Source organism: Streptomyces sp. NBC_01198, assembly GCF_036010485.1.
Lineage (GTDB): Bacteria > Actinomycetota > Actinomycetes > Streptomycetales > Streptomycetaceae > Actinacidiphila.
Window position 1 is genome coordinate 160,575 of sequence record NZ_CP108568.1, and the last position, 24,890, is coordinate 185,464.

Annotated in this window: 24 protein-coding genes and 3 pseudogenes; 20 read left to right on the plus strand and 7 right to left on the minus strand. The window is 72.2% G+C overall.

Going from position 1 to position 24,890, the window contains the following annotated elements; all coding sequences use genetic code 11:
- Positions 1–75 precede the first annotated feature (75 nt).
- From OG702_RS00810 to OG702_RS35335, 4 genes and pseudogenes are all read right to left on the minus strand, one after another.
- Complete coding sequence (locus OG702_RS00810) at positions 76–879, minus strand: GNAT family N-acetyltransferase (RefSeq protein WP_327286876.1); 804 nt, start codon at positions 877–879, stop codon at positions 76–78.
- A gap of 173 nt (positions 880–1,052) precedes the next feature.
- Positions 1,053–1,163: pseudogene (locus OG702_RS00815) on the minus strand (N-acetyltransferase); the annotation flags it as partial.
- Between the two features lie 113 nt (positions 1,164–1,276).
- On the minus strand, positions 1,277–2,059 hold the full coding sequence (locus OG702_RS00820) for an SDR family NAD(P)-dependent oxidoreductase (RefSeq protein ID WP_327286877.1): 783 nt from the start codon (positions 2,057–2,059) through the stop codon (positions 1,277–1,279).
- Between the two features lie 37 nt (positions 2,060–2,096).
- Positions 2,097–2,291: pseudogene (locus OG702_RS35335) on the minus strand (DUF3237 family protein); the annotation flags it as partial.
- Here OG702_RS35335 and OG702_RS00825 point away from each other — a divergent pair.
- A pseudogene (locus OG702_RS00825) lies at positions 2,203–2,526 on the plus strand (transposase); the annotation flags it as partial. The pseudogenes OG702_RS35335 and OG702_RS00825 overlap by 89 nt on opposite strands.
- Before the next feature lie 58 nt (positions 2,527–2,584).
- On the opposite strand, the gene hypB reads toward OG702_RS00825, so the two are convergent.
- Both hypB and OG702_RS00835 read right to left on the minus strand, forming a co-directional pair.
- Positions 2,585–3,370, minus strand: a complete 786-nt coding sequence (hypB, locus tag OG702_RS00830; RefSeq protein ID WP_327286878.1) for a hydrogenase nickel incorporation protein HypB — start codon at positions 3,368–3,370, stop codon at positions 2,585–2,587.
- Positions 3,371–3,373: 3 nt separating this feature from the next.
- Positions 3,374–3,703 (minus strand): hydrogenase maturation nickel metallochaperone HypA/HybF, encoded by a 330-nt coding sequence (locus OG702_RS00835; RefSeq protein WP_327286879.1) that lies wholly within the window; start codon positions 3,701–3,703, stop codon positions 3,374–3,376.
- A 245-nt stretch (positions 3,704–3,948) separates the two neighbouring features.
- On the opposite strand from OG702_RS00835, the gene OG702_RS00840 reads away from it, so the two are divergent.
- The 17 genes from OG702_RS00840 to OG702_RS00915 all read left to right on the plus strand — a co-directional run bounded on the left by OG702_RS00840 (position 3,949) and on the right by OG702_RS00915 (position 21,993).
- Positions 3,949–5,004, plus strand: coding sequence for a hydrogenase expression protein HypE (locus OG702_RS00840; protein ID WP_327286880.1), 1,056 nt, complete (start codon positions 3,949–3,951; stop codon positions 5,002–5,004).
- Between the two features lie 54 nt (positions 5,005–5,058).
- Positions 5,059–6,849: a nickel-dependent hydrogenase large subunit gene (locus OG702_RS00845; RefSeq protein WP_327286881.1), complete on the plus strand. Its 1,791-nt coding sequence runs from the start codon at positions 5,059–5,061 to the stop codon at positions 6,847–6,849.
- A gap of 1 nt (position 6,850) precedes the next feature.
- Complete coding sequence (locus tag OG702_RS00850; RefSeq protein WP_327286882.1) at positions 6,851–7,876, plus strand: NifU family protein; 1,026 nt, start codon at positions 6,851–6,853, stop codon at positions 7,874–7,876.
- A complete protein-coding gene (locus OG702_RS00855) occupies positions 7,873–8,535 on the plus strand; it encodes a DUF5947 family protein (RefSeq protein ID WP_327286883.1) in 663 nt (220 codons plus the stop codon). The genes OG702_RS00850 and OG702_RS00855 overlap by 4 nt, the downstream gene beginning before the upstream one ends.
- Positions 8,532–9,173 carry a DUF6084 family protein gene (locus tag OG702_RS00860; RefSeq protein ID WP_327286884.1) on the plus strand — a complete coding sequence of 214 codons (642 nt, stop codon included), beginning with the start codon at positions 8,532–8,534 and terminating at the stop codon, positions 9,171–9,173. The genes OG702_RS00855 and OG702_RS00860 overlap by 4 nt, the downstream gene beginning before the upstream one ends.
- Positions 9,170–10,606: a hypothetical protein gene (locus tag OG702_RS00865; RefSeq protein ID WP_327286885.1), complete on the plus strand. Its 1,437-nt coding sequence runs from the start codon at positions 9,170–9,172 to the stop codon at positions 10,604–10,606. The genes OG702_RS00860 and OG702_RS00865 overlap by 4 nt, the downstream gene beginning before the upstream one ends.
- Positions 10,603–10,722 (plus strand): DUF6893 family small protein, encoded by a 120-nt coding sequence (locus tag OG702_RS35340; RefSeq protein ID WP_442814267.1) that lies wholly within the window; start codon positions 10,603–10,605, stop codon positions 10,720–10,722. Before OG702_RS00865 ends, OG702_RS35340 begins: the two co-directional genes overlap by 4 nt.
- Complete coding sequence (locus tag OG702_RS00870; RefSeq protein WP_327286886.1) at positions 10,719–11,255, plus strand: hydrogenase maturation protease; 537 nt, start codon at positions 10,719–10,721, stop codon at positions 11,253–11,255. The genes OG702_RS35340 and OG702_RS00870 overlap by 4 nt, the downstream gene beginning before the upstream one ends.
- A gap of 1 nt (position 11,256) precedes the next feature.
- Positions 11,257–13,854 carry a carbamoyltransferase HypF gene (gene hypF, locus OG702_RS00875; RefSeq protein ID WP_327286887.1) on the plus strand — a complete coding sequence of 866 codons (2,598 nt, stop codon included), beginning with the start codon at positions 11,257–11,259 and terminating at the stop codon, positions 13,852–13,854.
- Positions 13,855–13,931: 77 nt separating this feature from the next.
- Complete coding sequence (locus OG702_RS00880; protein ID WP_327286888.1) at positions 13,932–14,267, plus strand: HypC/HybG/HupF family hydrogenase formation chaperone; 336 nt, start codon at positions 13,932–13,934, stop codon at positions 14,265–14,267.
- A complete protein-coding gene (hypD, locus tag OG702_RS00885; RefSeq protein WP_327286889.1) occupies positions 14,264–15,367 on the plus strand; it encodes a hydrogenase formation protein HypD in 1,104 nt (367 codons plus the stop codon). The genes OG702_RS00880 and hypD overlap by 4 nt, the downstream gene beginning before the upstream one ends.
- Positions 15,368–15,375: 8 nt before the next feature.
- On the plus strand, positions 15,376–16,467 hold the full coding sequence (hypE, locus tag OG702_RS00890; protein ID WP_327293042.1) for a hydrogenase expression/formation protein HypE: 1,092 nt from the start codon (positions 15,376–15,378) through the stop codon (positions 16,465–16,467).
- On the plus strand, positions 16,468–17,253 hold the full coding sequence (locus OG702_RS00895; RefSeq protein ID WP_327286890.1) for a DUF6390 family protein: 786 nt from the start codon (positions 16,468–16,470) through the stop codon (positions 17,251–17,253).
- 94 nt (positions 17,254–17,347) lie between these two features.
- On the plus strand, positions 17,348–17,929 hold the full coding sequence (locus OG702_RS00900; protein WP_327286891.1) for a hypothetical protein: 582 nt from the start codon (positions 17,348–17,350) through the stop codon (positions 17,927–17,929).
- Between the two features lie 83 nt (positions 17,930–18,012).
- Positions 18,013–18,885 (plus strand): ABC transporter ATP-binding protein, encoded by an 873-nt coding sequence (locus tag OG702_RS00905; RefSeq protein ID WP_327286892.1) that lies wholly within the window; start codon positions 18,013–18,015, stop codon positions 18,883–18,885.
- Positions 18,886–18,899: 14 nt separating this feature from the next.
- The gene (locus tag OG702_RS00910; protein ID WP_327286893.1) at positions 18,900–19,913 is read left to right on the plus strand and encodes an iron-siderophore ABC transporter substrate-binding protein; all 1,014 of its coding nucleotides are present in this window, start codon (positions 18,900–18,902) and stop codon (positions 19,911–19,913) included.
- A gap of 4 nt (positions 19,914–19,917) precedes the next feature.
- Positions 19,918–21,993: an iron ABC transporter permease gene (locus OG702_RS00915; RefSeq protein WP_327286894.1), complete on the plus strand. Its 2,076-nt coding sequence runs from the start codon at positions 19,918–19,920 to the stop codon at positions 21,991–21,993.
- Between the two features lie 49 nt (positions 21,994–22,042).
- On the opposite strand, the gene OG702_RS00920 is transcribed toward OG702_RS00915, so the two are convergent.
- Positions 22,043–23,071, minus strand: a complete 1,029-nt coding sequence (locus tag OG702_RS00920; RefSeq protein WP_327293043.1) for an aldo/keto reductase — start codon at positions 23,069–23,071, stop codon at positions 22,043–22,045.
- Between the two features lie 125 nt (positions 23,072–23,196).
- On the opposite strand from OG702_RS00920, the gene OG702_RS00925 reads away from it, so the two are divergent.
- The gene (locus tag OG702_RS00925) at positions 23,197–23,790 is read left to right on the plus strand and encodes a TetR/AcrR family transcriptional regulator (RefSeq protein WP_327293044.1); all 594 of its coding nucleotides are present in this window, start codon (positions 23,197–23,199) and stop codon (positions 23,788–23,790) included.
- Between the two features lie 137 nt (positions 23,791–23,927).
- Positions 23,928–24,839 (plus strand): NADP-dependent oxidoreductase, encoded by a 912-nt coding sequence (locus OG702_RS00930; RefSeq protein ID WP_327286896.1) that lies wholly within the window; start codon positions 23,928–23,930, stop codon positions 24,837–24,839.
- Positions 24,840–24,890 lie beyond the last annotated feature (51 nt).

The following is a 24,890-nucleotide window of genomic DNA, read 5'->3' on the forward strand; positions in this document are numbered from 1 at the left end:
CTCATCATCCCAGCCCAGAAGGCACTTTCGCGTTCCCGCGCAAGATACGGACCCCACCGCAAACGAAACGCGAGGCTAGGGCGCCGGAGGCTGGAAGAGCTGATACTCGGCGACTTTCTCAAACCCCATGCGCGCGTAGACAGATGCGCCCAGTCCGCTGGCCTGGAGGGTGCCGATGTGCAGCCCCCGCTGACGGCCCGTCTTCAAGGCAGCCGCGGTGAGCACCGCGCCGATGCCTCGGCGGCGGTAGTCCTCGACCGTCGCGACCACGTAGATCCCGGCCACACCGTGAGCATCGAGCATGAGGGCGGTGCCTACCGCCTGTCCCTCAAGACGCGCGGTGAGGCGCACGATACGGGAGGCATCCTCACGCCCCGCTTCCACGCGCACCGCATCGTCTACCAGTTCCGGCCCCATTGCGAAGGAGGGACTGTAAGCCCGGACCCATTCGGTGAGGGACTCGGCGCCTTCCACGGTTTCGATCGTCAGCTCCGGCGGCCCTGTCACGTCGGCGACCCGATCGAGCGCGACGGCCATGACCGGCATCGCGCCGAGGCTTTCAGCGCCCCGCTCAAGAAGCCCGTCAGCGACCCCGGGCGCACTGTCCGGTCCCACCCACCAGAGCCAGGGCACGCCGGCCAGAGCGCCCTTTGCCTCGGCGAGTGCGCGGCCGACTTCACCTTCATCGCTGCCCCGCAGCCGGAGCACTCCGTTGAGCTGACCGTTCCCGAGCCCACTGCGGTAGTAGGTGAGGTCGCCGTCGGCGCGGTCTGCCGCTCCCCAGCCGAGCCAGTAAGCCCGGCAGTTAGCCAGCTGCGGTTCGAGGTCGGTGACCCTTTTCACTGTCATGGCCCGGAAAACGTCCTGAGCGTCCCGCATGTTCCATGCCGGAAGAATACCCCGCCGGCAACCAGGCCCTTGTCGGCCGCGCCTGTCAGAGGCACGAACCAGCGGGGCATGGGGCCCACACGCTACCGACCCGCCCCCACACCCCCTCCACAGACACTCGTCCCCCCGCCCCGCATCAACCGAAGTCGCTCGAAAGGGCCGGCTTCTCCGTCGGAGCCGGCGCACTCGGGCGGGTCGATGTGGACGCAGCCAAGGATCGCCGTCTCCTCCCCATCCAGCAGGGCCTGGTTGGACGACTGGTGCGCGGCTGTCTCATTTGCGGTCGTCCGTGTCCTGGTGAGCCAACACGCGCGGAGCGCTCCGCCCCGCCGCACAGCCTTTCCCCGAGCCCACCAGGGGCTCGGGGAAAGGCGGCGCATCTGCGTTGTCAGACCCGGGCCTGACCGTTGGAGGCAGAGGTGCCTCCGTCAACGGGCAGGATGACCCCCGTGACATAGCGAGCGGCGTCGCTGGCCAGGAAGAGGAACACAAGGGCCACGTCTTCGGGCTCGCCCAGCCGTCCCAGAGCCACGCGCTCCTCGAACTTGGCGGCGAGCTCCGCGTTGCCGGTGACACCGGCCACCGGGCCCGTCCTGGTCAGGGAGGGCGCAACAGCATTGACCCGGACCCCGCGCGGCCCCCAGTCGAGCGCGAGGGCGCGCACGAACAGGGACACCGCGCCCTTGGTGGCGTCGTACACCGCGCCCTTCCAGTCGCCGGCCAGGCCCGAGACGCTACTGGTCGCCGTGAAAGAGCCACCCGTCTGCGCCAGCAGAGGCAACGTGGCTTTGGCGAGGTGGAAGAAGCCATCGATGTTGGTCTGCCGCAGCGCCTCCCAGTCGGCTGTGCTCACGTCGGTGATCTCACCGCTGACGTAACCTGCGGCGTTGCTGACTACGACGTCGAGCCGGCCGTACCGGTCGATGACGGTACTGACGAGCCTTTCCACGTCCGCAGGGTCACCGATATCCGTGCGGACGCCGGTCGCACGGTTCTCGGGAAGCTGGGCAAGCGCCCTGTCGAGCTTGTCCTGATTCCTTCCGGTGATGATGACGGTTGCGCCAGCCTTTGCGAATGCATCGGCGGTGGCGAGACCGATCCCGCTGCCGCCTCCGGTCACCAGGACGACGCTGTCCGAGAAATCGAACCTGGATTCGTTGTGCGCGGTCATGTCTAGTTCTCTCCTTGTTGATTGTGCGTTCGAAGCGGCCTTCACCGACGAACATGGCCGTGTTCAGCCACACGTAGCGCGGGTCCGCTGTTTCACAGGAGAAGACGATCCGCACGTAGTGATCTTCGGCCTTGGATGGCCCGCACCGGCTCGACGACGAAGGCCTGCTCGACCTGTCCCGTGCTGTCCTGGACTCCGCCCACGTCAGGGCAAAAAAAGGGGGCGAACTCACAGGTCCGAGCCCCGTGGACCGGGGTAAACCGGGCTCCAGGATGCACGTCCTGGGCACCGAGTCCAGCGAACGATGAGGGCGCCCGCGCTGGGTCATCGAGCGCACCATGTCCTGGCTCACCGGATACCGCCGGCTCAACCACCGCTACGAACGTCACCCCCGCAACCACCTGGCCTTCCTCGGCCTCGCCGCCGCCCTCTGCTGCTACAAACGCCTCGTCCGCCTCACCGCATAGGACACGGTCTCATTGCCAGGGCTGGTTGGCGGTCAGAGAATTCGCTGCGGACGGGACGTCAGCGGTACTGCCCGGCCACCCAGTCGTACCAGTCACCCATGCCCTCGCCTGAGGTCGCGGACACCGTCAGCAGGTGCAGGCCGGGGTTGACCGAGCGGGCGTACTCCGCGCAGCGGTCGACGTCGAAGTCGACGTAGGGCAGCAGGTCGATCTTGTTGATGACGACCAGGTCGGCGGCCGCGAACATGTACGGGTACTTCAGCGGCTTGTCGGTGCCCTCGGTCACCGAGATGACCACGACCTTGCTCTGCTCGCCGAGGTCGAAGAGGGCCGGGCAGACCAGATTGCCGACGTTCTCCACCAGGACGAGCGTGCCGGGCGCCGGGGCCAGGGTGGTGAGCGCGCCGTGCATCATCCCGGCGTCCAGGTGGCACCCCGCGCCGGTGTTGACCTGCACCACCGCGCAGCCGGCGCGCTTGATGCGCTCGGCGTCCAGCAGCGTCTCCTGGTCGCCCTCGACGACCGCGACCGGGCGCGTGCCCGCCAGGTGCCTGATGGTGCGTTCGAGCAGCGTCGTCTTGCCCGCGCCCGGGGAGCTCATGATGTTCACCGCCACGATGCCGTGCTCCGCCAGCCAGCCGCGGTTGCGCCGGGCCAGGTCGTCGTTCTTGGCGAGCACCCGCTGTTCCAGGGTGATCGTCTCGCCGCCCGCCGGGGGGCCGGGAACGGTCCGGCGGACGTCGTGAACATGGCTGTGCGGCGCACCGGTGTGGTCGTGCGGCACGGCGATCCTGGTCCCCGCGCCGCCACCGCTGCTGTCCTCGCACCCGCAGGTCCCGCACATACCTCAGCCCACTCTCATCGAAACGATCTCCAGTTCCCGCCCCGAGGTGACCTCGACGTCGGCGCTCCCGCAGGAGCACAGCAGTACCAGATCATCCAGCGTGAAATCGGCGCCGCAACCGCGACACGACGCCGTTCCCCGCGGCTGGTCGATCTCCAGCAGCGCGCCTTCCGCGACCGTCCCCTCGGTGACCAGAGTGAAGCAGAATCGCATCGATTCCGGCACCACGGCGGTCAATGCGCCGACCCGGACACGTACCGCGTGCACCGGCCGTCCTGACGCACGTTCGCATACCGCGTCAACAACGCTCTGCGTGATGGACAATTCGTGCACGCGACCTCTTCTCCTTACCCCCCGCGACCAGCCGCCGGAGCTGCACATTCACTCTCGCGGCGTATTGCGCGCGAGGAGGTATCCGCACCGTTCGGCGCAGTCGGATGGTGAATTCTCGTGTTGACAGGGCATTCGGCGCGAGTCTAGATGGTAGCAATGTGACAGCACCGCACTCGCGGTTCGAAAGTCGGCCCAGCGGCGGGACGGCAAGGGAGCCATTGGCGATCCCGGAAGGTGGCATTGCTATGCCGACGGAAGAGGCAGTACGCGCGGAAGACACCCTGATCCATGTGCTGTGGATCAATGCCGGCCTCAGCTGCGACGGCGACTCGGTGTCGCTGACCGCGGCCACGCAGCCGAGTATCGAGGAGATCGCCCTCGGCGCGCTGCCGGGGCTGCCGAAGGTCGCCGTGCACTGGCCGCTCATCGATTTCGAGTGCGGCCCCACCGGCGGCGCCGACGACTTCCTGCAGTGGTTCTTCAAGGCCGACCGTGGCGAGCTCGACCCGTTCGTGCTGGTCGTCGAGGGGTCGATCCCCAACGAGAAGCTGCACGAGGAGGGCTACTGGTCGGGCTTCGGCAACGACCCCGCCACCGATCAGCCGATCACCACCAGCGAGTGGCTGGACCGCCTGGTGCCCAAGGCCACCGCGGTCGTCGCCGTCGGCACCTGCGCCACCTACGGCGGTATCCACGCCATGGCGGGCAACCCGACCGGTGCGATGGGCGTGCCCGACTACCTGGGCTGGGACTGGAAGTCCAAGGCCGGGATCCCGATCGTGTGCGTGCCGGGCTGCCCGATCCAGCCGGACAACCTCTCCGAGACGCTCACCTACCTGCTCTACATGGCGACCGAGCAGGCGCCGATGATCCCGCTCGACGACGCGCTACGGCCGACCTGGCTGTTCGGCCAGACCGTGCACGAGGGCTGCGACCGCGCGGGCTACTACGAGCAGGCCGACTTCGCCACCGAGTACGGCTCGCCGAAGTGCATCGTGAAGCTGGGGTGCTGGGGCCCGACGGTGAAGTGCAACGTGCCCAAGCGCGGCTGGATGAACGGCATCGGCGGCTGCCCGAACGTCGGCGGCATCTGTATCGGCTGCACGATGCCCGGCTTCCCCGACATGTTCATGCCCTTCATGGACGAGCCGCCCGGCGGGAAGCTCTCCACCAACGCGGTGGGGCTGTACGGCTCGACGATGCGCCGGCTGCGCGGGATCACCACGCACACCCTCGACCGGGAACCCAAATGGCGTAGGCCCGGAACCGAGTTGACCACCGGAGCCACCCGCACCTGGTGATTCCAGCGCTCCCCCGACCACTCCTCGCGACAAACAGAAGGACGAGACGGCGCAATGACGGCGACGCAGCACAAGGGCGGCAGCGGGAAATCCGGCAAGAACGAACTGGTGGAGATGGCGTGGGATCCCATCACCCGCATCGTCGGCAGTCTCGGCATCTACACGAAGATCGACTTCAAGCAGCGAGTGGTGGCCGAGTGCCACAGCACCAGCTCCATCTTCCGCGGCTATTCGGTGTTCATGAAGGGCAAGGACCCGCGGGACGCGCACTTCATCACCAGCCGGATCTGCGGAATCTGCGGTGACAACCACGCCACCTGTTCCTGCTACGCGCAGAACATGGCTTACGGCGTCAAGCCGCCGGCCATCGGCGAATGGATCGTCAATCTCGGTGAGGCCGCCGAGTACATGTTCGACCACAACATCTTCCAGGAGAACCTCGTCGGGGTCGACTACTGCGAGAAAATGGTCGCGGAGACGAATCCCGGAGTCCTGGAGCAGGCGAACAGGACGGCGTCGCCGCACGCCGAGGCGCACGGCTACAAGACCATCGGCGACATCATGCGGTCGCTGAACCCGTTCACCGGCGAGTTCTACCGCGAGGCGCTCCAGGTGAGCCGGATGACCCGCGAGATGTTCTGCCTGATGGAGGGCCGGCACGTGCACCCCTCCACGCTCTACCCGGGCGGCGTGGGCACGGTGGCGACCATCCAGCTCATGACCGACTACATCACCCGCCTGCAGCGCTACGTCGAGTTCATGAAGAAGGTCGTGCCGATGCACGACGACCTCTTCGACTTCTTCTACGAGGCGCTGCCCGGCTACGAGCAGGTCGGCAACCGGCGGATCCTGCTGGGCTGCTGGGGCTCCTTCCAGGATCCCGAGCACTGCAACTTCAAGTACCAGGACATGACCGAGTGGGGCCGGAAGATGTACGTCACCCCCGGTGTCGTCGTCGACGGGAAGCTGGTCACCACCGACCTGGTCGAGATCAACCTGGGCATCCGCATCCTCCTCGGCTCGTCGTACTACGGCGACTGGGAGGACCAGGAGATGTTCGTGACCCACGACCCGCTGGGCAACCCCGTGGACCGGCGGCACCCGTGGAACCAGCACACCAACCCGCGGCCGCAGAAGCGGGACCTGGACGACAAGTACAGCTGGGTGATGTCGCCGCGCTGGTTCGACGGCAAGGACTACCTGGCGCTGGACACCGGCGGCGGCCCGCTGGCGCGGCTGTGGACCACGGCGCTGGCCGGTCTTGTCGACATCGGCTACGTCCAGGCGACCGGCAGCAGCGTGAAGATCAACCTGCCGAAGACCGCGCTCAAGGGCCCGGTGGAGCTGGAGTGGCGGATCCCGCAGTGGAGCAACACCATCGAGCGCAACCGGGCGCGCACCTACTTCCAGGCCTACGCGGCCGCCTGCGCACTGCACTTCGCCGAGCAGGCGCTCGCGGAGATCAGGGCGGGCCGCACGAAGACCTGGGAGAAGTTCGAGGTCCCGGAGGAGGGCATCGGCTGCGGCTTCACCGAGGCCGTGCGCGGCGTGCTCTCGCACCACATGGTGATCAGGGACGGCAAGATCGCCAACTACCACCCCTACCCGCCGACCCCGTGGAACGCCAGCCCGCGTGACACGTACGGCACCCCGGGGCCCTACGAGGACGCGGTGCAGGGCCAGCCGATCTTCGAGGAGAACGACCGGGAGAACTTCAAGGGCATCGACATCATGCGGACGGTACGCAGCTTCGACCCGTGCCTGCCGTGCGGTGTGCACATGTATCTGGGCGAGGGCAAGAAGCTGGAACTGCTGCACTCCCCGACGCAGTCCGCGGGTGCGTGAGGTGGCCGAGCGTCCCGGATCCCTGCCGGTCGCCCCGTCCGGCAGTCCCGTGCCCGGCCCTGCCGACGCTCCGTCCGGGCCCGCCGGTCCCGGCGCGGCGGACTGGCGCGCGACCGGCGAGCGGATCGACACGCTGATCTCCGCGAGTTCGTCGGGCGGCGCCGTCGCGCGCGAGCGCAGCGAGGAACTGGTCAGGCTGGTCACCGACTTCTACGGCGCCGGTCTCGAACGGCTGCTCGACGTGCTGTACGAGCAGGGCCGGTTGGACGACGGCGTGCTGGCCGCGCTGGCCGCCGACGACCTGGTCGCCAGCCTGCTGCTGGTGCACGGCCTGCACCCCTACAGCGTGGAGACCAGGGTCGAGCAGGCGCTGGCGAGCGTCCGGCCGTATCTGGGCTCGCACGGCGGCGACGTGGAACTGCTCGGCGTCAGCGCCGAGGGCGCCGTCCGGCTGCGTCTGCTGGGCTCCTGCGACGGGTGCCCGTCCTCGTCGGCCACCCTCAAGCTGGCGGTGCAGGGCGCGGTCGAGGCGGCGGCGCCCGAGGTCACCGCGATCGAGGTCGAGGCAGCCGACGAGGCGGCGGCGGCCCCCGGTCCGCTGGTGCCGGTCGACGCGCTGTTCTCCCGGCTGCACGAGGCGGCGCCCGGGCAGGCCGGAGCGCCGGCGCAGGAGCCGGGCGCGTCCTGGCAACCGGTGCCGGAGCTGGCCGCCCTGGAGTCCGGGGTTGTGCTGTGCCTCGAGGTCGGCGGCGTCCCGGTGCTTGCCTGCCGGATCGGTTCCGACCTCTTCGCCTTCCTGGACGGTTGCGTCCGGTGCGAGGGGCCGATGGCGGGCGCGGTCCTCGCCCGGCGGCTGGGCGGCGCCTCGGGTGACGGGTTGCTGCGCTGCCCGGGCTGCCGTACGCACTACGACGTGCGGCGGGCCGGCGCGTGCGTGGACGTCGAGGGGCTGCACCTTGACCCGCTGCCCCTGCTGGCCGGCGGCCCGGTCGTCTCGGTCGCGGTGCCCGCCGCGGTGGCGACATGATCATCCCCGCCCGGCCGTCCTCCCCCGCCGCCTCGCTGCTGCGCATCACCCGGCGGCGGCCGCAGCCCGCGCCGGGCGAGCGCTGCGAGATGTGCGCGGAACCGGTCGGGGCCGAGCACTGGCATGTGGTGAACCTGGACGGCCGGGCGCTGATGTGCACCTGCCGGCCCTGCTACCTGCTGTTCGGCGACCAGGACGCGCGACTGCGCTACCGGGCCGTCCCCGAGCGCTACCTGTCCTTCGACGGGCTCACCCTGGACGAGCGGACCTGGGACGAGCTGCAGATCCCGGTAGGCCTCGCCTTCCTGTTCCGCAACTCCGTCCAGGAGCGCACCATCGCCTTCTATCCGGGCCCCGCGGGCGCCACCGAGTCCGAACTCCCGCTGGACGCCTGGGACAAGGTCGTCGAGGCCCACCCCGAACTCGCGGTGCTGCACCAGGACGTGGAGGCACTGCTGGTACGGCGTACCAAGGAGCCTGGCGGCGGGGACAGTTCGTGCCATCTGGTACCCATCGACGCCTGTTACGAACTCGTCGGCCGGCTGCGGACGTTGTGGCGCGGCTTCGACGGCGGCCGGGAGGCGCACGAGGCGATGGACGGCTTCTTCGCGCAGGTCCGGCAGCGCAGCAGGCCCGCAGCCGTGGTGGGCGTCACGTGACCGGCCTGGGCTTCTCGGTGCTCGACATCGTCGCCGAGCCGTACACCGCCGTACCGCAGTTGACGGCGCGGCTGCGGATCACCGACGACGCAGGCGAGCGCGTGCACGCGGTCGTACTGCGCTGCCAGGTCCGGATCGAGCCGCAGCGGCGGCACTACGACGAGGCGGAACGGGACGGCCTGCGCGGCCTGTTCGGCGAGCACGACCGGTGGACCGACACCCTGCGGCCGTTCCAGTGGATGCAGTGCCACACCACCGTGCAGGGCTTCAGCGGCACTTGCGACGTCGACCTCGCGCTGCCGTGCACCTACGACTTCGACGTGGTGGGCTCGCGCTACCTGCACGCGCTGGGCAGCGGGCAGGTGCCGCTCAGCTTTCTGTTCTCCGGGACGGTCTTCACCAGGGGCGCCGCGGGATTCGGCGTGCGCCAGGTGCCGTGGGACTGCGAGGCGCGCTACGGGATGCCGGTCGCGGTGTGGCGGCAGATGATCGCCTCGCACTACCCCAACTCCGGCTGGATCAGGCTCGATCAGGACGCGCTCGACAGCCTGGCCGACTTCCGCGCCCGGCGCGGGCTGATCAGCTGGGACGAGACGGTACGGACCCTGCTGGCCGGGAGCGGCGAGGTGGTCGTATGACAGCGCTTGACGCCGAGGAGGCCGCAGCTCCCGTGGGGCTCGGCCATGTCCGTACCGTCGCCGACGCGGTGCTCTACGAGGGCTATCTGCTCTACCCGTACCGTGCCAGCTCGCACAAGAACCAGTCGCGCTGGCAGTTCGGCGTCCTCGGGCCGCCGGCCGCGGCCCCGGACAGCTTCGCCGAGGAGCCCGGCATGGCGATGCAGTGCCTGCTCGCCGCCCCCGGGACCGCGCCGGCGACGGTCGCGATCCACCTGAGGTTCCTCCAGTTGCAGGTCCGCGAGGTGCAGCGGCGGGCCGGCGACGGCAGCCACCAGGCGGTCCCCGCACTGACCGTGGACGGCACGTCGGTGCTCAGCTGGGACGAGGCGGTGGAGCGGGAGATCGCGCTCCCGGTACGGGAGTTGACGGCGGGCTACGACGAGCGGCACACCGTCCCCGGTGGCGCGGACGTCGAGGAGCTCACCGACGCGCGGGGCACCCGGGTCGGCCGGATCGTGCGGAGCCGCGAGGAGCTGACGGTACGGATCCGCTCTGCGGCGGAGGCCGACGGCGGCTTCGTGCGGCTGTCGGTGGCGGTGGACAACGAGCACCCGGCCGTCGCCGCGGACAAGGACGCCGCGATCCGGGCCTCCCTGATCGGCGCGCACGTCATCGTCCAGGCCCGCGGCACCCGGTTCGTCTCGCTGCTCGACCCGCCCGCCGAGGGGGCCGACGCGGCCGCCCGCTGCCGGCAGCGGCGCTGCTGGCCGGTGCTCGCGGGTGCGAAGGGCACCACCGACACCGTGCTCGGCGCGCCGATCATCCTCTACGACCACCCGGAGGTGGCCGAGCAGAGCCCGGGCGCCCTCTTCGACTCCACCGAGATCGACGAGATCCTCACCCTGCGGATCATGACCATGACCGAGCAGGAGAAGGCCGAGGCGCGGGCCACCGATCCGCGGGCCAGGGAGATCATCGACCGCTGCGACGCGATGTCGCCCGCGGACCTGCAACAGCTGCACGGCCTGCTGCGCGACCCGCACCCGGCCGCGCCGAAAACCGGGCACGGACCGGACGTCCGCGACATCGAGCCGCCCACCTTCGACACCGGCGGCGCCCCCTGGTGGGATCCCGCTGCCGACGCGGCCGTCCATCCGGCGAGCGACACCGTCGTCATCGACGGGGTGGTCGTCGGCAAGGACAGCCTGGTGCGGGTGCATCCGTCCCGGCGGGCCGACGCGCAGGACATCTTCTTCGCCGGCCAGGTGGCCCGCGTCACCGCGGTCCTGTCCGACGTGGACGGCGGGACGCATGTCGCGCTGGTCCTTCTCGACGACCCGGCGGCCGACATGCACGACTGGTACGGCCGCTACTTCTACTTCGCCCCCGACGAGCTGGAACCGCTGCCCCCGGACAGCACAGCGCACCATCGAGAGGAGAGCCCGTCATGAAGACCCTGGGCAGGATCACCGCGGGGCTGGCCGCCGCCGGCGCGGTCGCGGGACTGGTCGTCGGAGTGCTGTCGATCCCCGACATCCGCCGCTATCTGCGCATCCGCTCGATGTGACCGGCGTGGGCGGGGGCGTGCTCGTGGCGGGCATCGGCAATCTCTTCCTCGGCGACGACGGCTTCGGCCCCGAGGTCGTCAGGCGCCTCGCCGAGGCCGGCGCCGTGCCGCCGCATGTCCGGGCCGTCGACTACGGCATCCGCGGCATGCACCTGGCCTACGACCTCCTCGACGGCTACGAGGCGCTGGTGCTCGTCGACGCCTGCGCCGGCCAGGGGCCGCCGGGCACCGTCACCGTGCTCGAAGTCGGCGCCGCCGACCTGGGCGCCGGGGAGTTCGACGCGCACGGGATGGACCCGGTGGCGGTGCTCGGCAGCCTGGAGGCGCTGGGCGGCACGCTGCCCGCCACGTATGTCGTCGGCTGCGTACCGGCCGGCGTCGAGGAGGGGATCGGGCTCAGCCCGGCCGTCGCGGCCGCGGTGCCCGAGGCGCTCGCGTCCGTGCACGCGCTGCTCGCGCGGCTGGACCGCCGCGCCGGAGGCGTCGGCGGGGCCGACGCCGAGACCGACACCATGAAGCCCGGGAGGCTGTGAGATGTGCCTGGGCATTCCCGGCCGGGTCGTGGAGATCGTCGACGGTTACGCCGGTCAGCTCGCGCTGGTCGACGTCGAGGGAGCGCGGCGCCGGGTCAACATCGGCATGCTGGAGGCGCCGCCGGCCCACGGCGACTGGGTCCTGCTGCACATGGGTTTCGCGCTGGAGGTCATCGACCGGGCCAAGGCCGCGCAGGCCATGTCCGGCCTGGAGATGATGGGGCGCGGGCAGCAGGGCCTGATCCGCCGGCGCTTCGAGGTGCACGGCGTCGTCCAGGGTGTCGGCTTCCGGCCCTTCGTCTACGTCACGGCCTGCGAACTGGCGCTCGCCGGCCGGGTGGCGAACACCGCGGCCGGTGTGGTCGCCGAGGTCGAGGGCGACGCCCCGGCGGTCGCGGAGTTCGGCCGGCGGCTGCGTACGGACCCGCCGCCGCTGGCGCTGGTGGAGTCGGTGACCGAGTCCGAGCAGGAGGTGCGGGGCGGCACCGGATTCAGCATCGACACCTCCGGCGGGGAAGCCGCGGCCGGCGGTTCGCGCACGATGGTCTCCCCCGACGTCGCCACCTGCCAGGCGTGCCTGGCGGAGATGTGCGACCCGGCGGACCGCCGCTACCGCCACCCGTTCATCACCTGCACCCACTGCGGGCCGCGTTTCACCATCGTCACCGGCACGCCCTACGACCGGGCGGCGACCACGATGGCGGACTTCGCCATGTGCGAGGCCTGCCGGGGCGAGTACGAGGACCCCGCCGACCGCCGCTTCCACGCCCAGCCCATCGCCTGCCCGGCCTGCGGTCCGCAGCTGGAACTGGTCGGCAAGGACGGCGCTCCCGCGCTGAGCGGCGAGGACGGGCTGCGCGCCGCCCGCGTCCTGCTCGCCGACGGCCGGATCCTGGCGGTCAAGGGCCTCGGCGGCTACCACCTGGTGTGCGACGCCCGCGACGTGGCCGCCGTCGCGGAACTGCGGCGCCGCAAGCAGCGCGGCGGCAAGCCGTTCGCCGTGATGGCGCGCGACCTGGACGTCGCCCGCGGCCTGGTGGCGATGTCCCAGGACGAGGAGCAACTGCTCACCGGCGTCCGCCGCCCGATCGTGCTGCTCGCCCGGCGGGAGGCCGATCCGGCGCAGGCCGGCGTCGCGGGGGTGTGCGCCGCCGTCGCGCCGGGCGCTCCCGACCTGGGGGTGATGCTGCCCTACACGCCGCTGCACGTGCTGCTGTTCGGGATCGGGGACGACACGCCGGGCCCCGACGTGCTGGTCATGACGTCGGGGAATCTGTCGGGTGAGCCGATCGTGACCGAGGACGGGCGGGCGCTGGCGGAGCTGGCGCCGCTGGTCGACGGCTGGCTGCGGCACGACCGGCGCATCCACGTACCGTGCGACGACTCGGTCAGCCGGTTCGTGGCGGGCGCCGAGCTGCCGGTGCGCAGGTCGCGCGGATACGCGCCGCTGCCGCTCGCGCTGCCCTTCGACGTACCACCGGCACTGGCGGTCGGGGCGGACCTGAAGAACACCTGCGCCCTCGGGCAGGGCCGTTACGCCTGGGTCAGCCAGCACGTCGGCGACATGGACGACCTGTCCACCGTGCAGGCGCTCACCGCGACCGCGGCCCATCTTGAGGCGCTGACCGGGGCCGCACCGCGGCGGCTCGTCGCGGACACGCACCCCGGCTACCGGTCGGGCGACTGGGCGCGCGACCACGCGCGGGGGCGCCCGGTGCGTACCGTCCAGCACCACCACGCGCACATCGCCTCCGTGATGGGCGAGCACGGGCTCGGCCTCGGCGAGGAGGTGATCGGCATCGCCTTCGACGGCACCGGTCACGGCACCGACGGCGCCGCCTGGGGCGGTGAGGCGCTGCTCGCCGGCTACGGCTCCTTCCGCAGGGCGGCGCACCTGCGGTACGTGCCGCTGGCGGGCGGCGACGCGAGCGTGCTGCGGCCCTACCGGATGGCGCTGGCGCACCTCTGGGCCGCCGGTGTCGCGCTGGAGGACGACCTGCTGCCGGTGCGGGCCTGCCGTCCCTGGGAGCGGGCGGTGCTGCTGCACCAGTTCACCACCGGATTCGGCTGCGTGCCCACCTCCAGCATGGGGCGGCTCTTCGACGCGGTCGCCGCGCTGATCGGCGTACGCCAGGAGGTCGACTACGAGGCCGAGGCGGCCGTCGGCCTCGAAGGCCTGGCCAGGACCGCGGGGCCGCCGCCTGCCGGATCCGCCGACCGCTACGCGTTCGACGTCCGGGCCCCCGCGGATCCGAACGCCGCGGATCCCGCCGCCGCGGAGCCCGCCGTCGCGGACGCGGCGCCGGTGATCCGCGCGGTGGTGCGCGACGTGCGGGCGAACGTGCCGCCCGAGCGGATCGCCGCGGACTTCCACGCCTGCGTGGCCGCGCTCGTCGCCGACCTCGCCGACCACTGCCGGACACGGTCCGGCCTGCAGCGGGTCGCCCTGGGAGGTGGGGTGTTCCAGAACGCCGTACTGCTGGAGGCCACGCAACACGCCCTCAACGCGAGGGAGTTCACCGTCCTGCGGCCGAGGCTGCTGCCGCCCAACGACGGAGGCATCGCCTTCGGCCAGCTCCTGATCGCGGCCTCGGACTGACGCCTCAGCCCGCAGGGCCCGCCCATCACCGCGGAGCTGCCTCGGAGCAGCACCGCAAGACGAAGAGAAGAGAAGCCATGTGTCTGGCAGTTCCCGGGCGCATCCTCAGCACCACCGAGGCCGACGGCACCGTGATGGCGGACGTCGACTTCGGCGGGGTGCGCAAAGAGGTGTGCCTGCAGTACATCCCCGACGCCGCGGTGGGTGAATACGTCGTGGTCCACGTGGGGTTCGCGATCCAGCGGCTCGACGAGGCGTCGGCCCTGGAGACGCTCGCCAACTTCGACAGACTCGGCATCCTCGCCGAGGAGTTCGGCGACGGGTTCGCCATCGCCGCCCAGCACAAGGACGTGTCGGACGTGCCGGGGGCAGCGACTGTCCCGGGCGGCGTCCGCGAAGGAGCAGGCTCGTGAAATACCTCGACGAATTCAGCGACCCCGGCCTGGCCGAGAAGCTGCTCGACCAGATCCACGCGGCCGCCACCAGGCCCTGGGCGATGATGGAGGTCTGCGGCGGCCAGACGCACTCGATCATCCGGCACGGCATCGACCAACTCCTGCCCGACGGCATCGAGATGATCCACGGCCCCGGCTGCCCGGTGTGCGTGACGCCGCTGGAGATCATCGACCGGGCGCTGGCCATCGCCGGCCGCCCCGGGGTGATCTTCTGCTCCTTCGGCGACATGCTGCGGGTCCCGGGCAGCACCCAGGATCTCTTCTCCGTCAAGAGCGCGGGCGGTGACGTGCGGGTGGTGTACTCGCCGCTCGACGCACTCAAGCTCGCCCGGCAGAATCCCGACAAGGAGGTCGTCTTCTTCGGGATCGGCTTCGAGACCACCGCGCCCGCCAACGCCATGACGGTCTACCAGGCCAGGCGGATGGGCGTGGCGAACTTCTCGCTGCTGGTCTCCCACGTCCTGGTCCCGCCGGCGATGGCCGCCATCATGGAGTCCCCCACCTGCCGGGTGCAGGCCTTCCTCGCCGCCGGCCATGTGTGCAGCGTGATGGGCACCGCGCAGTACCCGCCGCTGGCGGAGAAGTACCGGGTCCCCATCGTGGTCACGGGTTTCGAGCCGCTGGACATCCTGGAGGGGATCCGCCGCACGGTGCTGCAACTGGAGCAGGGGCGGCACGAGGTGGAGAACGCGTATCCGCGTGCCGTGCGCGACGAGGGCAACCTGCCGGCGATGGAGATGCTGCGGGACGTCTTCGAGGTGACCGACCGGACCTGGCGCGGGATCGGGACGATCCCGCGCAGCGGCTGGCAACTGTCCGAGAAATACCGCGACTTCGACGCCGAGCAGCGTTTCGGCGTCACCGGTATCCGTACCGCCGAGTCGTCGCTGTGCCGGTCGGGCGAAGTGCTCCAGGGCCTGATCAAGCCGCACGAATGCGCCGCCTTCGGCAAGGAGTGCACGCCCCGCAATCCGCTGGGCGCCACCATGGTGTCCTCCGAGGGCGCGTGCGCCGCCTACCACACCTACCGCCCGCTCGAAATGGTCGATGCCCGGTGACCGACGCGATGCAGAAAGACGTGGCACGGCCGGCCGAACTGCCGGTCGCCGAGCTCGACTTCGACAGCTGGGTGTGTCCGGTGCCGCTGCGGGAGACGCCTGCTGTCGTGATGGGACACGGCGGCGGCGGGGCGATGTCGGCGGAACTGGTCGAGCATCTCTTCCTGCCCGCCTACGCCGACGCCGCCACCGCGGACCTCGGCGACTCGGCCGTCCTCAGCGTCGGCGGGGCGCGGCTCGCCTTCTCCACCGACTCCTACGTGGTCAAGCCGATGTTCTTCCCCGGCGGCTCGATCGGCGACCTCGCGGTGAACGGCACGGTCAACGACCTGGCGATGTCCGGCGCGACGCCGCTGTTCCTGTCGACCGCCTTCATCCTCCAGGAGGGCACGCGGCTCGACGAACTCGGCAGTATCGCCCAGGCGATGGGGGCGGCGGCCCGGGCGGCGGGCGTCCGGCTGGTGACCGGCGACACCAAGGTCGTGGAGCGCGCCAGCGGCGACGGCGTCTACATCAACACCTCCGGTATCGGGCTGATCCCGGACGGCGTCGACATCGGTCCGCGCCGCGCGCGGCCGGGCGACGCCGTCATCGTCAGCGGCGACATCGGGGTGCACGGGGTGGCGGTGATGAGCTGCCGGGAGGGTCTGGAGTTCGGCACCGCCGTCGAGAGCGACAGCGCGCCGCTGCACGGCCTCGTCGCCGGCATGATCGCGACGGGCGCGGACCTGCATGTGCTGCGGGACCCGACGCGGGGCGGGGTCGCGGCGTCGCTCAACGAGATCGCCCGGGCCTCGTCGGTGGGGATCGACCTGGTCGAGCGGGAGTTGCCGATCCCGCAGACCGTGGCCGACGCGTGCAGCCTGCTGGGGCTCGACCCGCTCCAGGTCGCCAACGAGGGCAAGCTGCTGGCGATCGTGCCGGCCGAATCCGCCGACCAGGTGCTTGCGGCCGTCCGGGCCCACCCGCTGGGGCGCGCCGCCCGCCGGATCGGCACCTGCGTGCCGGAGCACCCGGGCATGGTGGTCGCCAGGACCGGCCTGGGCGCCACCCGGGTGGTGGGGCTGCCGGTCGGCGAACAACTCCCGAGGATCTGCTGAGTGAGCACTCAGGGCGCTCTGCTCTTCGCGCGGTACGCCTACCCGCCCAACGAGCTCGGCTACTGCGGCCCCGACGACGCCTCGGCCATGCTGCGGACCGAGGCGGCGGCGGAGATCGGCCTGCGGGCCCGGGAGTTCGAGGGGGCGTGGTGCTACCTCGAATTCCTCGCCGAGACCGCCGGGCTCGCCGATCCGCTCGACGAGCAGGTGGTGGAGGCGTACTGGATCGGCAACGAGCTGCTCGACCGGGCCTCGCCGGCCGCGCTGCTCGACCGGATGCGGGACCGGTTCCGCACCCAGCCGGGCGGCACCTGGCGGGAGGCGGGCGCCGGGGCGCTGGCCCACCACAGTTTCCAGGTCTTCGACGTCTACCCGTGGGCCGGCTTGCTGCGCACCACCGGCAACCCGACCGCGCTCAGCGTGCTCGACCGGTGCCGTATCAGGACCGGTCTGGTCCACGAGGTCCACGGTGAGACCGCGACGGTCGAGTCGGCGCCGCTGGAGTGGGACGGCGCCGCGATGGTGACCGGCGCGCCGCGCCGCGAGCGGGTCCGCTGGTCCACCGGCGGTCGGGCACTGATCGCCTGCCCCTCCCCCGGTGACCTGGTCGCCCTGCACTGGGACTGGGTGTGCGACGTGGTCACCGGGGAACAGTCCGCCCGCGTCAGGTCGTTGGAGGCCCGCCGTCGCCTCCCGCCGGAGCAGCAGGCCGTTCGGGCGGCCAACGCCGGGTGGGGCGCGGGTAGTACGCCGCAGTACGCGCCGCTTTCGCCGGTTCGGGGGTGAAAGGAGGGAGAACGCCTTGCGCCGCCGCGCACCCGTTCGCCATCGTGACCGTCCAGGCAGGACAGTCAAGGACCGGCGGCCGGAGGGCAGTTCAGTGACGGAGTGGCAGTCGGAACAGTTCGGGGCCTCGCACACCGGCCGGCCGGCCGCGGTGCTCGCCGACGGGAGCGAGCCCGGGCCGGTGTACTTCGACACCGGGAGCGGTGGCGGCGGCCACCGGACCAGCGACTGGTGGGTCTACGACGGCACCCTGCGGGCGCCGCTGGCCACCGATCTGCGCGCCGCCTGCTCCTGCGGCTGGCGCGGGGCCGCCCGCTTCCCCCTCGACTGGGACGACATCGACCCGGACCGCCCGCACCTGCACGACACCACGGGGCCGGAAAGCGACTGGGCGGGCCACATCTCCGAGACCGAGGCGCGTTCCGTGCCGCTGCCCGGCACCCTGAGCGCGCTCCTTTGCCGGCTGGAGGATGAGCTCGGAAACCTGGCCGCGGATGCCCCGTTGGCCGCACTGAAGGCGATCGCCGCCCTGGAGCACACGACGTACGACATCGCCCGGGTGGCCGCGCTCAACGTCGAGGCGGAGGCCACCTCCTGGACGGCCGTCGCCGCCGCGCTCGGCCTGACCGAGCAGGACGCCAGGACCCGCGTCTCCCGCTACTCCCTGCGGCACTGACCGGCACTCCGGCCGGGCACGGGCGGACGGGCACGGCGGCCCCCGGGGAGACACGCTACTTAGGTTAGGCTAACCTCACTTCCATGATGGCTGGTGGGAGAGCCGGCAGTCGGTCGCGCCAGCGCGGCCATGAACTGTCGGCCACAGGAGTGACGGTGGCCTACGACCGCACCGACGTCGTGCACGACGCCGCGATCGCGATCCGGCCTGCCGAGGTGACCGCGCTCGTGGGTCCCAACGGCAGCGGGAAGTCGACGCTGCTGCGTACGCTCGCCCGGCTGCAGCGTGCCCGCAGCGGCACGCTCACCCTGGGGGCCGGCACCGCCGGCGCCACGGACGGCTTCGGCCTCGACCCGCGCGAATTCGCCCGGCACGTCGCGCTCCTGACGCAGGGCCGGCCCACGCCGAGCGGGCTCAGCGTCCGCGACGTGGTGGAGTTCGGCCGCTACCCGCACCGGGGGCGCTGGGGCAGGCCCGATCCCGGCGGCGCCGCGGTGGTGGAGCGGGCGCTCGGCCTGACCGGTGTGGCGCACCTCGCCACACGCGGTGTCGAGCAGCTGTCCGGCGGGCAGCTGCAGCGGGTGTGGCTGGCGAGCTGCCTCGCCCAGGAGACCGGCGTGCTGCTCCTGGACGAACCGACCACCTATCTCGACCTGCGCTATCAGATCGAACTCCTCGACCTGATCCGCGACCTGGCCGACGACCACGCGATCGCCGTCGGCGTCGTCCTGCACGACCTGGACCAGGCGGCCGCCGTCGCCGACCGGGTCGCGCTGCTCAGCCAGGGGCGGATCGTCGCCGACGGGCCGCCCGAGGACGTGCTGACACCGCAGCGGCTGTCCGAGGTCTACGGCATCCGGATCGACGTCGACACCGACCCCTCGACCGGCCGGCTGCGCACCCGCGCGGTCGGCCGCCACCACACCCGCAGTGAAAGGCTCCACCCCTCCTCATGAGATCGGTTCCCACCATGCCCCGCCCCGCCGGCCGCCTCCTCGGCGCCGCAGCCGCCGCCACCGTCGCGGCGCTCTCCCTGACCGCGTGCGGAACGACCCACCCGGCCGCCGACACCGACCCCGCCCGCGCCGCAGGCCCGGCCTCGGCCACCTCCGGCGCAACCGGCCCGATCACGCTCACCGACGCGGCCGGCACCGCGGTGCGGCTCGACGCTCCCGCCACCAGGGTGGTCGGCACCGAGTGGAACGTCGTGGAGGACCTCGTCACGCTCGGCGTCGACCCGGTGGGCGTCGCCGACGTGAAGGGCTATCAGGCGTGGGACGCCGCCGCCCCGCTGAAGAACACCCCGAAGGACATCGGCACCCGCGGCGAGCCCAGCATGGACACCATCGCGACGCTCGACCCCGACCTCATCGTGGCCACCACCGACCTGACGGCCTCTGCGGTGGCGCAGTTGCGGAAGATCGCCCCGGTGCTCGAGGTGCGGTCGGCCGACGCCGCCGACCAGATCGGCCTGATGACGAGGAACCTCGACCTGATAGCCCGGGCCACCGGGACGGCGGCCAAGGCGACCGCCGCCGAGCAGGCCTTCGACGCGAAGCTCACCGCGAGCCGGAACGCGCTGAAGGCGGCCGGCCTCGACGGGGCCGCCTACGCCTTCGCCGACGGGTACGTCCAGTCCAACCAGGTCGCGATCCGCCCGTACACCGGCGGCTCCCTGATCGGCGCCGTCAACGAGCGGCTCGGTCTGAAGAACGCCTGGACGGTCAAGGGCGACAAGGACTACGGCCTGGCCACCACCGACGTCGAGGGCCTCACCGGGCTCGGTGACGTGCGGTTCGCCTACATCGCGAACGCCGTCGACGGCGACCCGTTCGCCGACGGCCTCGCCAGGAACGCCGTGTGGAAATCGCTGCCGTTCGTCAAGGCGGGGCAGGTCCACCGGCTGCCCGACGGCGTGTGGATGTTCGGCGGCCTGGTGTCGATGGAGGCGTACGCCGACGCCGTCGTCGACGCGCTGACGTAACGCCATGGCCGTCACCACACCACCGCTCGCGCCCGCTTCCGAACGCCGGTCCGTGGCCACGCCCTCGGCGGGCGCGGCCGCGGTGACGGCGGCGCTGGTCCTGCTGGTCGCAGCGCTCGCCGTCGTCGACATCACCCAGGGAACGGCCGCGGTCGGCGCGACCCAGGTGTGGAAGGCGGTCACCGGCCACGCCGACCCGGGCGACGCCTCCGTGGTGATCGCCTCGCGGCTGCCGAGGGCGGCCGCCGCCGTGCTGGTCGGCGTCGCCCTCGGCGCCGCGGGCGCCGCCTTGCAGGCGGTGAGCCGGAACGTGCTGGCCGCACCCGACACGCTCGCGGTGAACGCCGGTTCGTATCTCGCGCTGGGACTGCTCACCGTCACCGGTGCGTCCATGCCGCTGCTCGCCTCCTCCGGCGTCGCGTTCGCCAGCGGCCTCGCGGCGGCGGCCGTCGTCCTCGGGCTGTCCGGGCTGGGTACGGGGACGGTGCGGCTCGTACTGGCCGGCAGCGCACTCGCGCTGGGACTGGGCTCGGTCACCGACGCGCTGCTCCTGCTCTTCCCCGAGCAGACCAACGGCCTCTACCAGTGGAGCCAGGGCAGCGTCAGCCAGAACGGCTTCGACGGCGTCGCGCAGATGGCGCCGGTCGTGCTGCTCGCGCTGGCCGGGCTGCTGCTTCTCGCCGGCCGCGTCGACGCCCTCACGCTGGGCGACGACGCGGCCCGCGGGCTCGGCGTGCCGGTGCGGGGCACCCGGGTCACCGTCGTCGTGCTCGCCTCGCTGCTCTCGGCCGCCGCGGTGTCGCTGGCCGGTCCGATCGGCTTCGTGGGCCTGTGCGCGCCGGCACTCGGCCGGCCACTGGCCGGCCGGTTGCGCGGCTTCACCCGGGCGCGGGCGGCCATGCCCTTCGCCGGCCTGGTCGGCGCGGCGCTGGTGCTCGGCTCCGACGTCCTGCTGCGGGCTGTTGTGAGCGCCGAGTCCGCGGTCGCGGTGCCGACCGGGGTGATCACCAGCGCCGTCGGCGCGGTGTTCCTCGTCGTCATGGCACTGCGCACCCAGGACCCCGGGGCGTCCGCCGCACCCGACCGGTCGCGTATCCCAGGCCGGGCGGCGTACGCCGTCACCGTCGCCGTCCTGACGGCGGTGCTCGTCGGCGTGGTGACCGCCGCGGTGCTGCTCGGCGACACCCGGCTGCTGCTCGGCGACGTGGTGAACTGGGCGCAGGGGCGCGGCGACCATGTCGTCACCTTCGTCCTCGACACCCGGGTGCCGCGGGTGCTCGCCGCGCTGCTCGCCGGGGCGGCGCTCGCGCTGGCCGGGACGCTCGTGCAGGCCGTGACCCGCAACCCGCTCGCGGATCCCGGTGTCCTCGGCGTCTCCGGCGGGGCCGGGCTGGGGGCCGTACTGCTCGTCACCACCGTGCCGGCCGCCGGTTCGTGGAGCGTGGCGGGCGCGGCCTTCGCCGGGGCGTCGGCCACCGCGGCCCTGGTCTTCGGGCTCGCGGCCCGCGGCGGCTTCCGGCAGAACCGCCTCGTGCTCGTCGGCGTGGGCGCCTCGGCCGGGACCACGGCCCTCATCAGCCTGCTGATCGTCCTCACCGACCCGTTCAACGCCACGAAGGCGCTGACCTGGCTGTCCGGTTCGACCTACGGGCGGACGCTGCCGGACGTGCTGCCGGTCGCGGCCGTGCTGGCCGTCGGGACCGGCTTCGCCATGGTCCGCCGCCGGGAACTCGACCTGGTCTGCCTGGACGACGACACCCCCCGGCTGCTCGGGCTGCGCCTCGCGCCGGCCCGGCTGGGCCTGCTGGCGGTGAGCGTGCTGCTCAGCGCCACCGCGGTGGCCGCCGCGGGCACGATCGGCTTCGTCGGACTCGTCGCCCCGCACGCGGCGCGCGCGCTCGTCGGGCGGCGGCACGTGCGGGTCGCCCCGACGGCGATGCTGCTCGGCGCGACGCTGGTCTGCGCCGCCGACCTGCTCGGCCGCACGGTCATCGCCCCGGCGCAGCTCGGCGCCGGGCTCATGACCGCCGTCGTCGGGGCGCCCTACTTCCTCTATCTGCTGGTCCGCACCCGGCGGTAGCCCCGCGGACGGCGGTGGCCCCTGGTCCGGTCGCCGCCGTCCGGCCGGGTCAGGCCGCGGAGCGGTCGGGGGCGGGGCGGCGGCGGAGCGCGGGCTGCGCGAGGGCGGGCGAGGTGTAGGCCATGTCCATCCTGCCGGTGTCGGAACCCGGCGGCGCTATCGCGTCGATCGCGTCCAGCACGTCGTCGGTGAGGGTGACCTCCGCGCCGGCCAGCAGGTCGTCGAAGTGGGCCATGGTGCGCGGACCGATGATCGCGGACGTGACCCCGGGGTGGGCGATCACGAACGCCATCGCCATGTGGGTCAGCGGCATCCCGGCGTCCCGGGCCAGCGGGATGAGCTGTTCGACGGCGTCGAGCCTGCGCTCGTCGCTCATGTGGGCGAAACCGAAGCCGGCCCGGTGGGTGTCGGCCGGCCGGCCCTTGCGGTAGCGCCCGGTGAGCAGGCCGCCCGCGAGGGGGCTCCAGACCAGGGTGCCCATGCCGTAGCGCTCGCTGACCGGCAGCACCTCGGTCTCGATGCCGCGGTCCAGGATCGAGTACGGCGGCTGCTCGGTACGGAAGCGGTGCAGGCCGCGGCGCTCTGCGACCCACTGGGCCTCGACGATGTCCGAGGCCGGGAAGGTGGAGGAGCCGATCGTCCTGACCTTGCCCGCGCGCACCAGGTCGGTGAGGGCGGAGAGGGTCTCCTCCACGTCGGTGTCCGGTGCGGGCCGGTGGATCTGGAACAGGTCGACGTGGTCGGTCCGCAACCGGCGCAGCGAGTCGTCCAGTGCGCGCACCAGCCAGCGCCGCGAGTTGCCGCGCTGGTTGGGGTCGTCCCCCATCGGCAGATGCGCCTTGGTGGCCAGCACGACGTTGTCGCGGCGGCCCTTGAGTGCCTTGCCGACGATCTCCTCGGACTCGCCCTGCGAGTAGACGTCGGCGGTGTCGACGAAGTTGATGCCCGCGTCCAGCGCCTTGTGCACGATGCGTACGCAGTCGTCGTGGTCGGGGTTGCCCTGGGCGCCGAACATCATCGCGCCCAGGCAGAAGGGGCTGACCTTGATGCCGGTCCGGCCCAGCGTGCGGTACTTCACGGTGCTCCTCATCGGTGGGGATCCCGGCTGCTCCGCGATAGGCTCGATAAACGGAACAGCGTTCCACTGACAGCCACGATACGGAACGACGTTCCGCTTAGCAAGGAGGGATACCCGTGCACGACATGGCGACCAGTGCGGAGCACCCCCGCCAGCCCGTGCGCGCCGACGCGCAGCGCAGCATCGACGCCCTGCTCACCGCGGCCGCCGAGGTCTTCGCCGACGCCGGCGTGGACGCCCCCGTACGGCAGATAACCGCCAGGGCCGGGGTCGGCGCGGGAACCCTCTACCGGCACTTCCCGCAGCGCTCCGACCTCATCGCGGCGGTCTTCCGCCACGAGGTCGACGCCTGCGCGGCCGCCGCGCCCGCCCTCGCCGGGCAGTACGGGCCGCTCGACGCGCTCATCGGATGGCTGCAGCGGTTCGCGGGCTTCATCGCCACCAAGCGCGGGCTCAGCGCCGCCCTGCACTCCGGCGACCCGGCCTACGACAGCCTGCCCGCCTACTTCAGGGAGCGCTTCGAGCCGGTCCTTGCGGCACTGCTCGACGCCGCGGCGCGCGCCGGCGACATCCGCGCGGACACCGACCCGTGGGACCTGCTGCGGGCCATCGGCAACCTCACCGTCCCGGCTCCGGAGGACGGCAGCGGCCACACAGGGCGCATGATCGCGCTGCTGGTGGACGGCCTCCGCTTCGGCGCCCGGGCCGGCTCGGCCTGAGCGGCGGCGCCGGCGCCGTACGGTGCGGGCGCGCTGCGGGAATAGCGGCTGCCGGGCGGGCATTTGGGCGATCAGCCGTGACAAGGCGGCGCAGACCCGCCCGGCAGCGGGCGGGAACGAGAGATGAGGAGTGGCGCATGCGCGCTGTGGTGATCGAGGAGTACGGCGGTCCCGAGGTCCTGCGGCTCACCGAGGTGCCCGCGCCCGTCGCGGGGCCCGGCCAACTGCGGGTGCGGGTACGCACCGCGGGCGTCAACCCGGTCGACACCAAGCAGCGCGCCGGGTACTTCTCCGCGACCGCCTCGGCGTCCTTCCCGCTGCGCCTGGGCAACGAGTACGCCGGCCCCGTCGACCAGGTCGGCGAGGGTGTCGGCGGATTCGCCGTTGGCGACGAGGTGTTCGGCTCGGCGACGGGGCAGTGCTACGCGGAGCTGGTCGTCGTCGAGGCGGCGGACGCCGTCGGCAAGCCCGCGCCACTGGGCTGGGACGCCGCCGGCGGACTGCCGGCTGTCGGCCAGACCGCGTACACCGCGCTGGAGCAGATCGGCGGCGTCACGGCGGGCGAGACCCTGCTCGTGCACGCCGCCGCGGGCGGTGTCGGAACCGTCGCCGTCCAGATCGCCCGGCTGCGGGGTGCCGCCGTCATCGGCACCGCGAGCGAGCGCAACCACGACTACCTGCGCTCGCTCGGCGCCGTCCCGGTGGCGTACGGCCCCGGCCTGGTGGACCGGGTGCGCGAGCTGGCGCCCGGCGGCGTCGACGCGGCCCTCGACGCGGTCGGCGGTGACGCCACCGCGGTGTCGCTGGCGCTGGTCGCCGACCGGCGGCGTATCGGGACCACGATCGACACCGCGGCCGCCGAGACGTACGGCTTCCAGCGTGTGGGCGGGCGCACCACACCGGGACTTCGGCAGCTGGCCGAGTGGTGCCGCACCGGCGACCTCGACCTGCCCAGCGTCACCGGCTACCCGCTCGACCAGGTCGCCGCCGCCCACCGCCAGGTCGAGGCGGGTCACACCCGCGGCAAGGTGGTGCTGCGGGTCGGGTGAGCGCGGGGCGGGTGAGCGCAGGAGGCGACGGCGGGTGGGGTGGGCGTCGGT

What these genes read in the sequence shown, in the direction of transcription:
- OG702_RS00855 (WP_327286883.1), top strand. Translation starts at nt 7,873, where the DNA reads ATGATCATCCCCGCCCGGCCGTCCTCCCCCGCCGCCTCGCTGCTGCGC.
- OG702_RS00925 (WP_327293044.1), top strand. Translation starts at nt 23,197, where the DNA reads ATGGCGACCAGTGCGGAGCACCCCCGCCAGCCCGTGCGCGCCGACGCG.
- OG702_RS35340 (WP_442814267.1), top strand. Translation starts at nt 10,603, where the DNA reads ATGAAGACCCTGGGCAGGATCACCGCGGGGCTGGCCGCCGCCGGCGCG.
- hypF (WP_327286887.1), top strand. Translation starts at nt 11,257, where the DNA reads ATGTGCCTGGGCATTCCCGGCCGGGTCGTGGAGATCGTCGACGGTTAC.
- OG702_RS00845 (WP_327286881.1), top strand. Translation starts at nt 5,059, where the DNA reads ATGACGGCGACGCAGCACAAGGGCGGCAGCGGGAAATCCGGCAAGAAC.
- hypB (WP_327286878.1), bottom strand. Translation starts at nt 3,370, where the DNA reads ATGTGCGGGACCTGCGGGTGCGAGGACAGCAGCGGTGGCGGCGCGGGG.
- OG702_RS00840 (WP_327286880.1), top strand. Translation starts at nt 3,949, where the DNA reads ATGCCGACGGAAGAGGCAGTACGCGCGGAAGACACCCTGATCCATGTG.
- OG702_RS00915 (WP_327286894.1), top strand. Translation starts at nt 19,918, where the DNA reads ATGGCCGTCACCACACCACCGCTCGCGCCCGCTTCCGAACGCCGGTCC.
- OG702_RS00910 (WP_327286893.1), top strand. Translation starts at nt 18,900, where the DNA reads ATGCCCCGCCCCGCCGGCCGCCTCCTCGGCGCCGCAGCCGCCGCCACC.
- OG702_RS00880 (WP_327286888.1), top strand. Translation starts at nt 13,932, where the DNA reads ATGTGTCTGGCAGTTCCCGGGCGCATCCTCAGCACCACCGAGGCCGAC.
- OG702_RS00930 (WP_327286896.1), top strand. Translation starts at nt 23,928, where the DNA reads ATGCGCGCTGTGGTGATCGAGGAGTACGGCGGTCCCGAGGTCCTGCGG.
- OG702_RS00820 (WP_327286877.1), bottom strand. Translation starts at nt 2,059, where the DNA reads ATGACCGCGCACAACGAATCCAGGTTCGATTTCTCGGACAGCGTCGTC.
- OG702_RS00905 (WP_327286892.1), top strand. Translation starts at nt 18,013, where the DNA reads ATGATGGCTGGTGGGAGAGCCGGCAGTCGGTCGCGCCAGCGCGGCCAT.
- OG702_RS00865 (WP_327286885.1), top strand. Translation starts at nt 9,170, where the DNA reads ATGACAGCGCTTGACGCCGAGGAGGCCGCAGCTCCCGTGGGGCTCGGC.
- hypE (WP_327293042.1), top strand. Translation starts at nt 15,376, where the DNA reads ATGCAGAAAGACGTGGCACGGCCGGCCGAACTGCCGGTCGCCGAGCTC.
- OG702_RS00810 (WP_327286876.1), bottom strand. Translation starts at nt 879, where the DNA reads ATGCGGGACGCTCAGGACGTTTTCCGGGCCATGACAGTGAAAAGGGTC.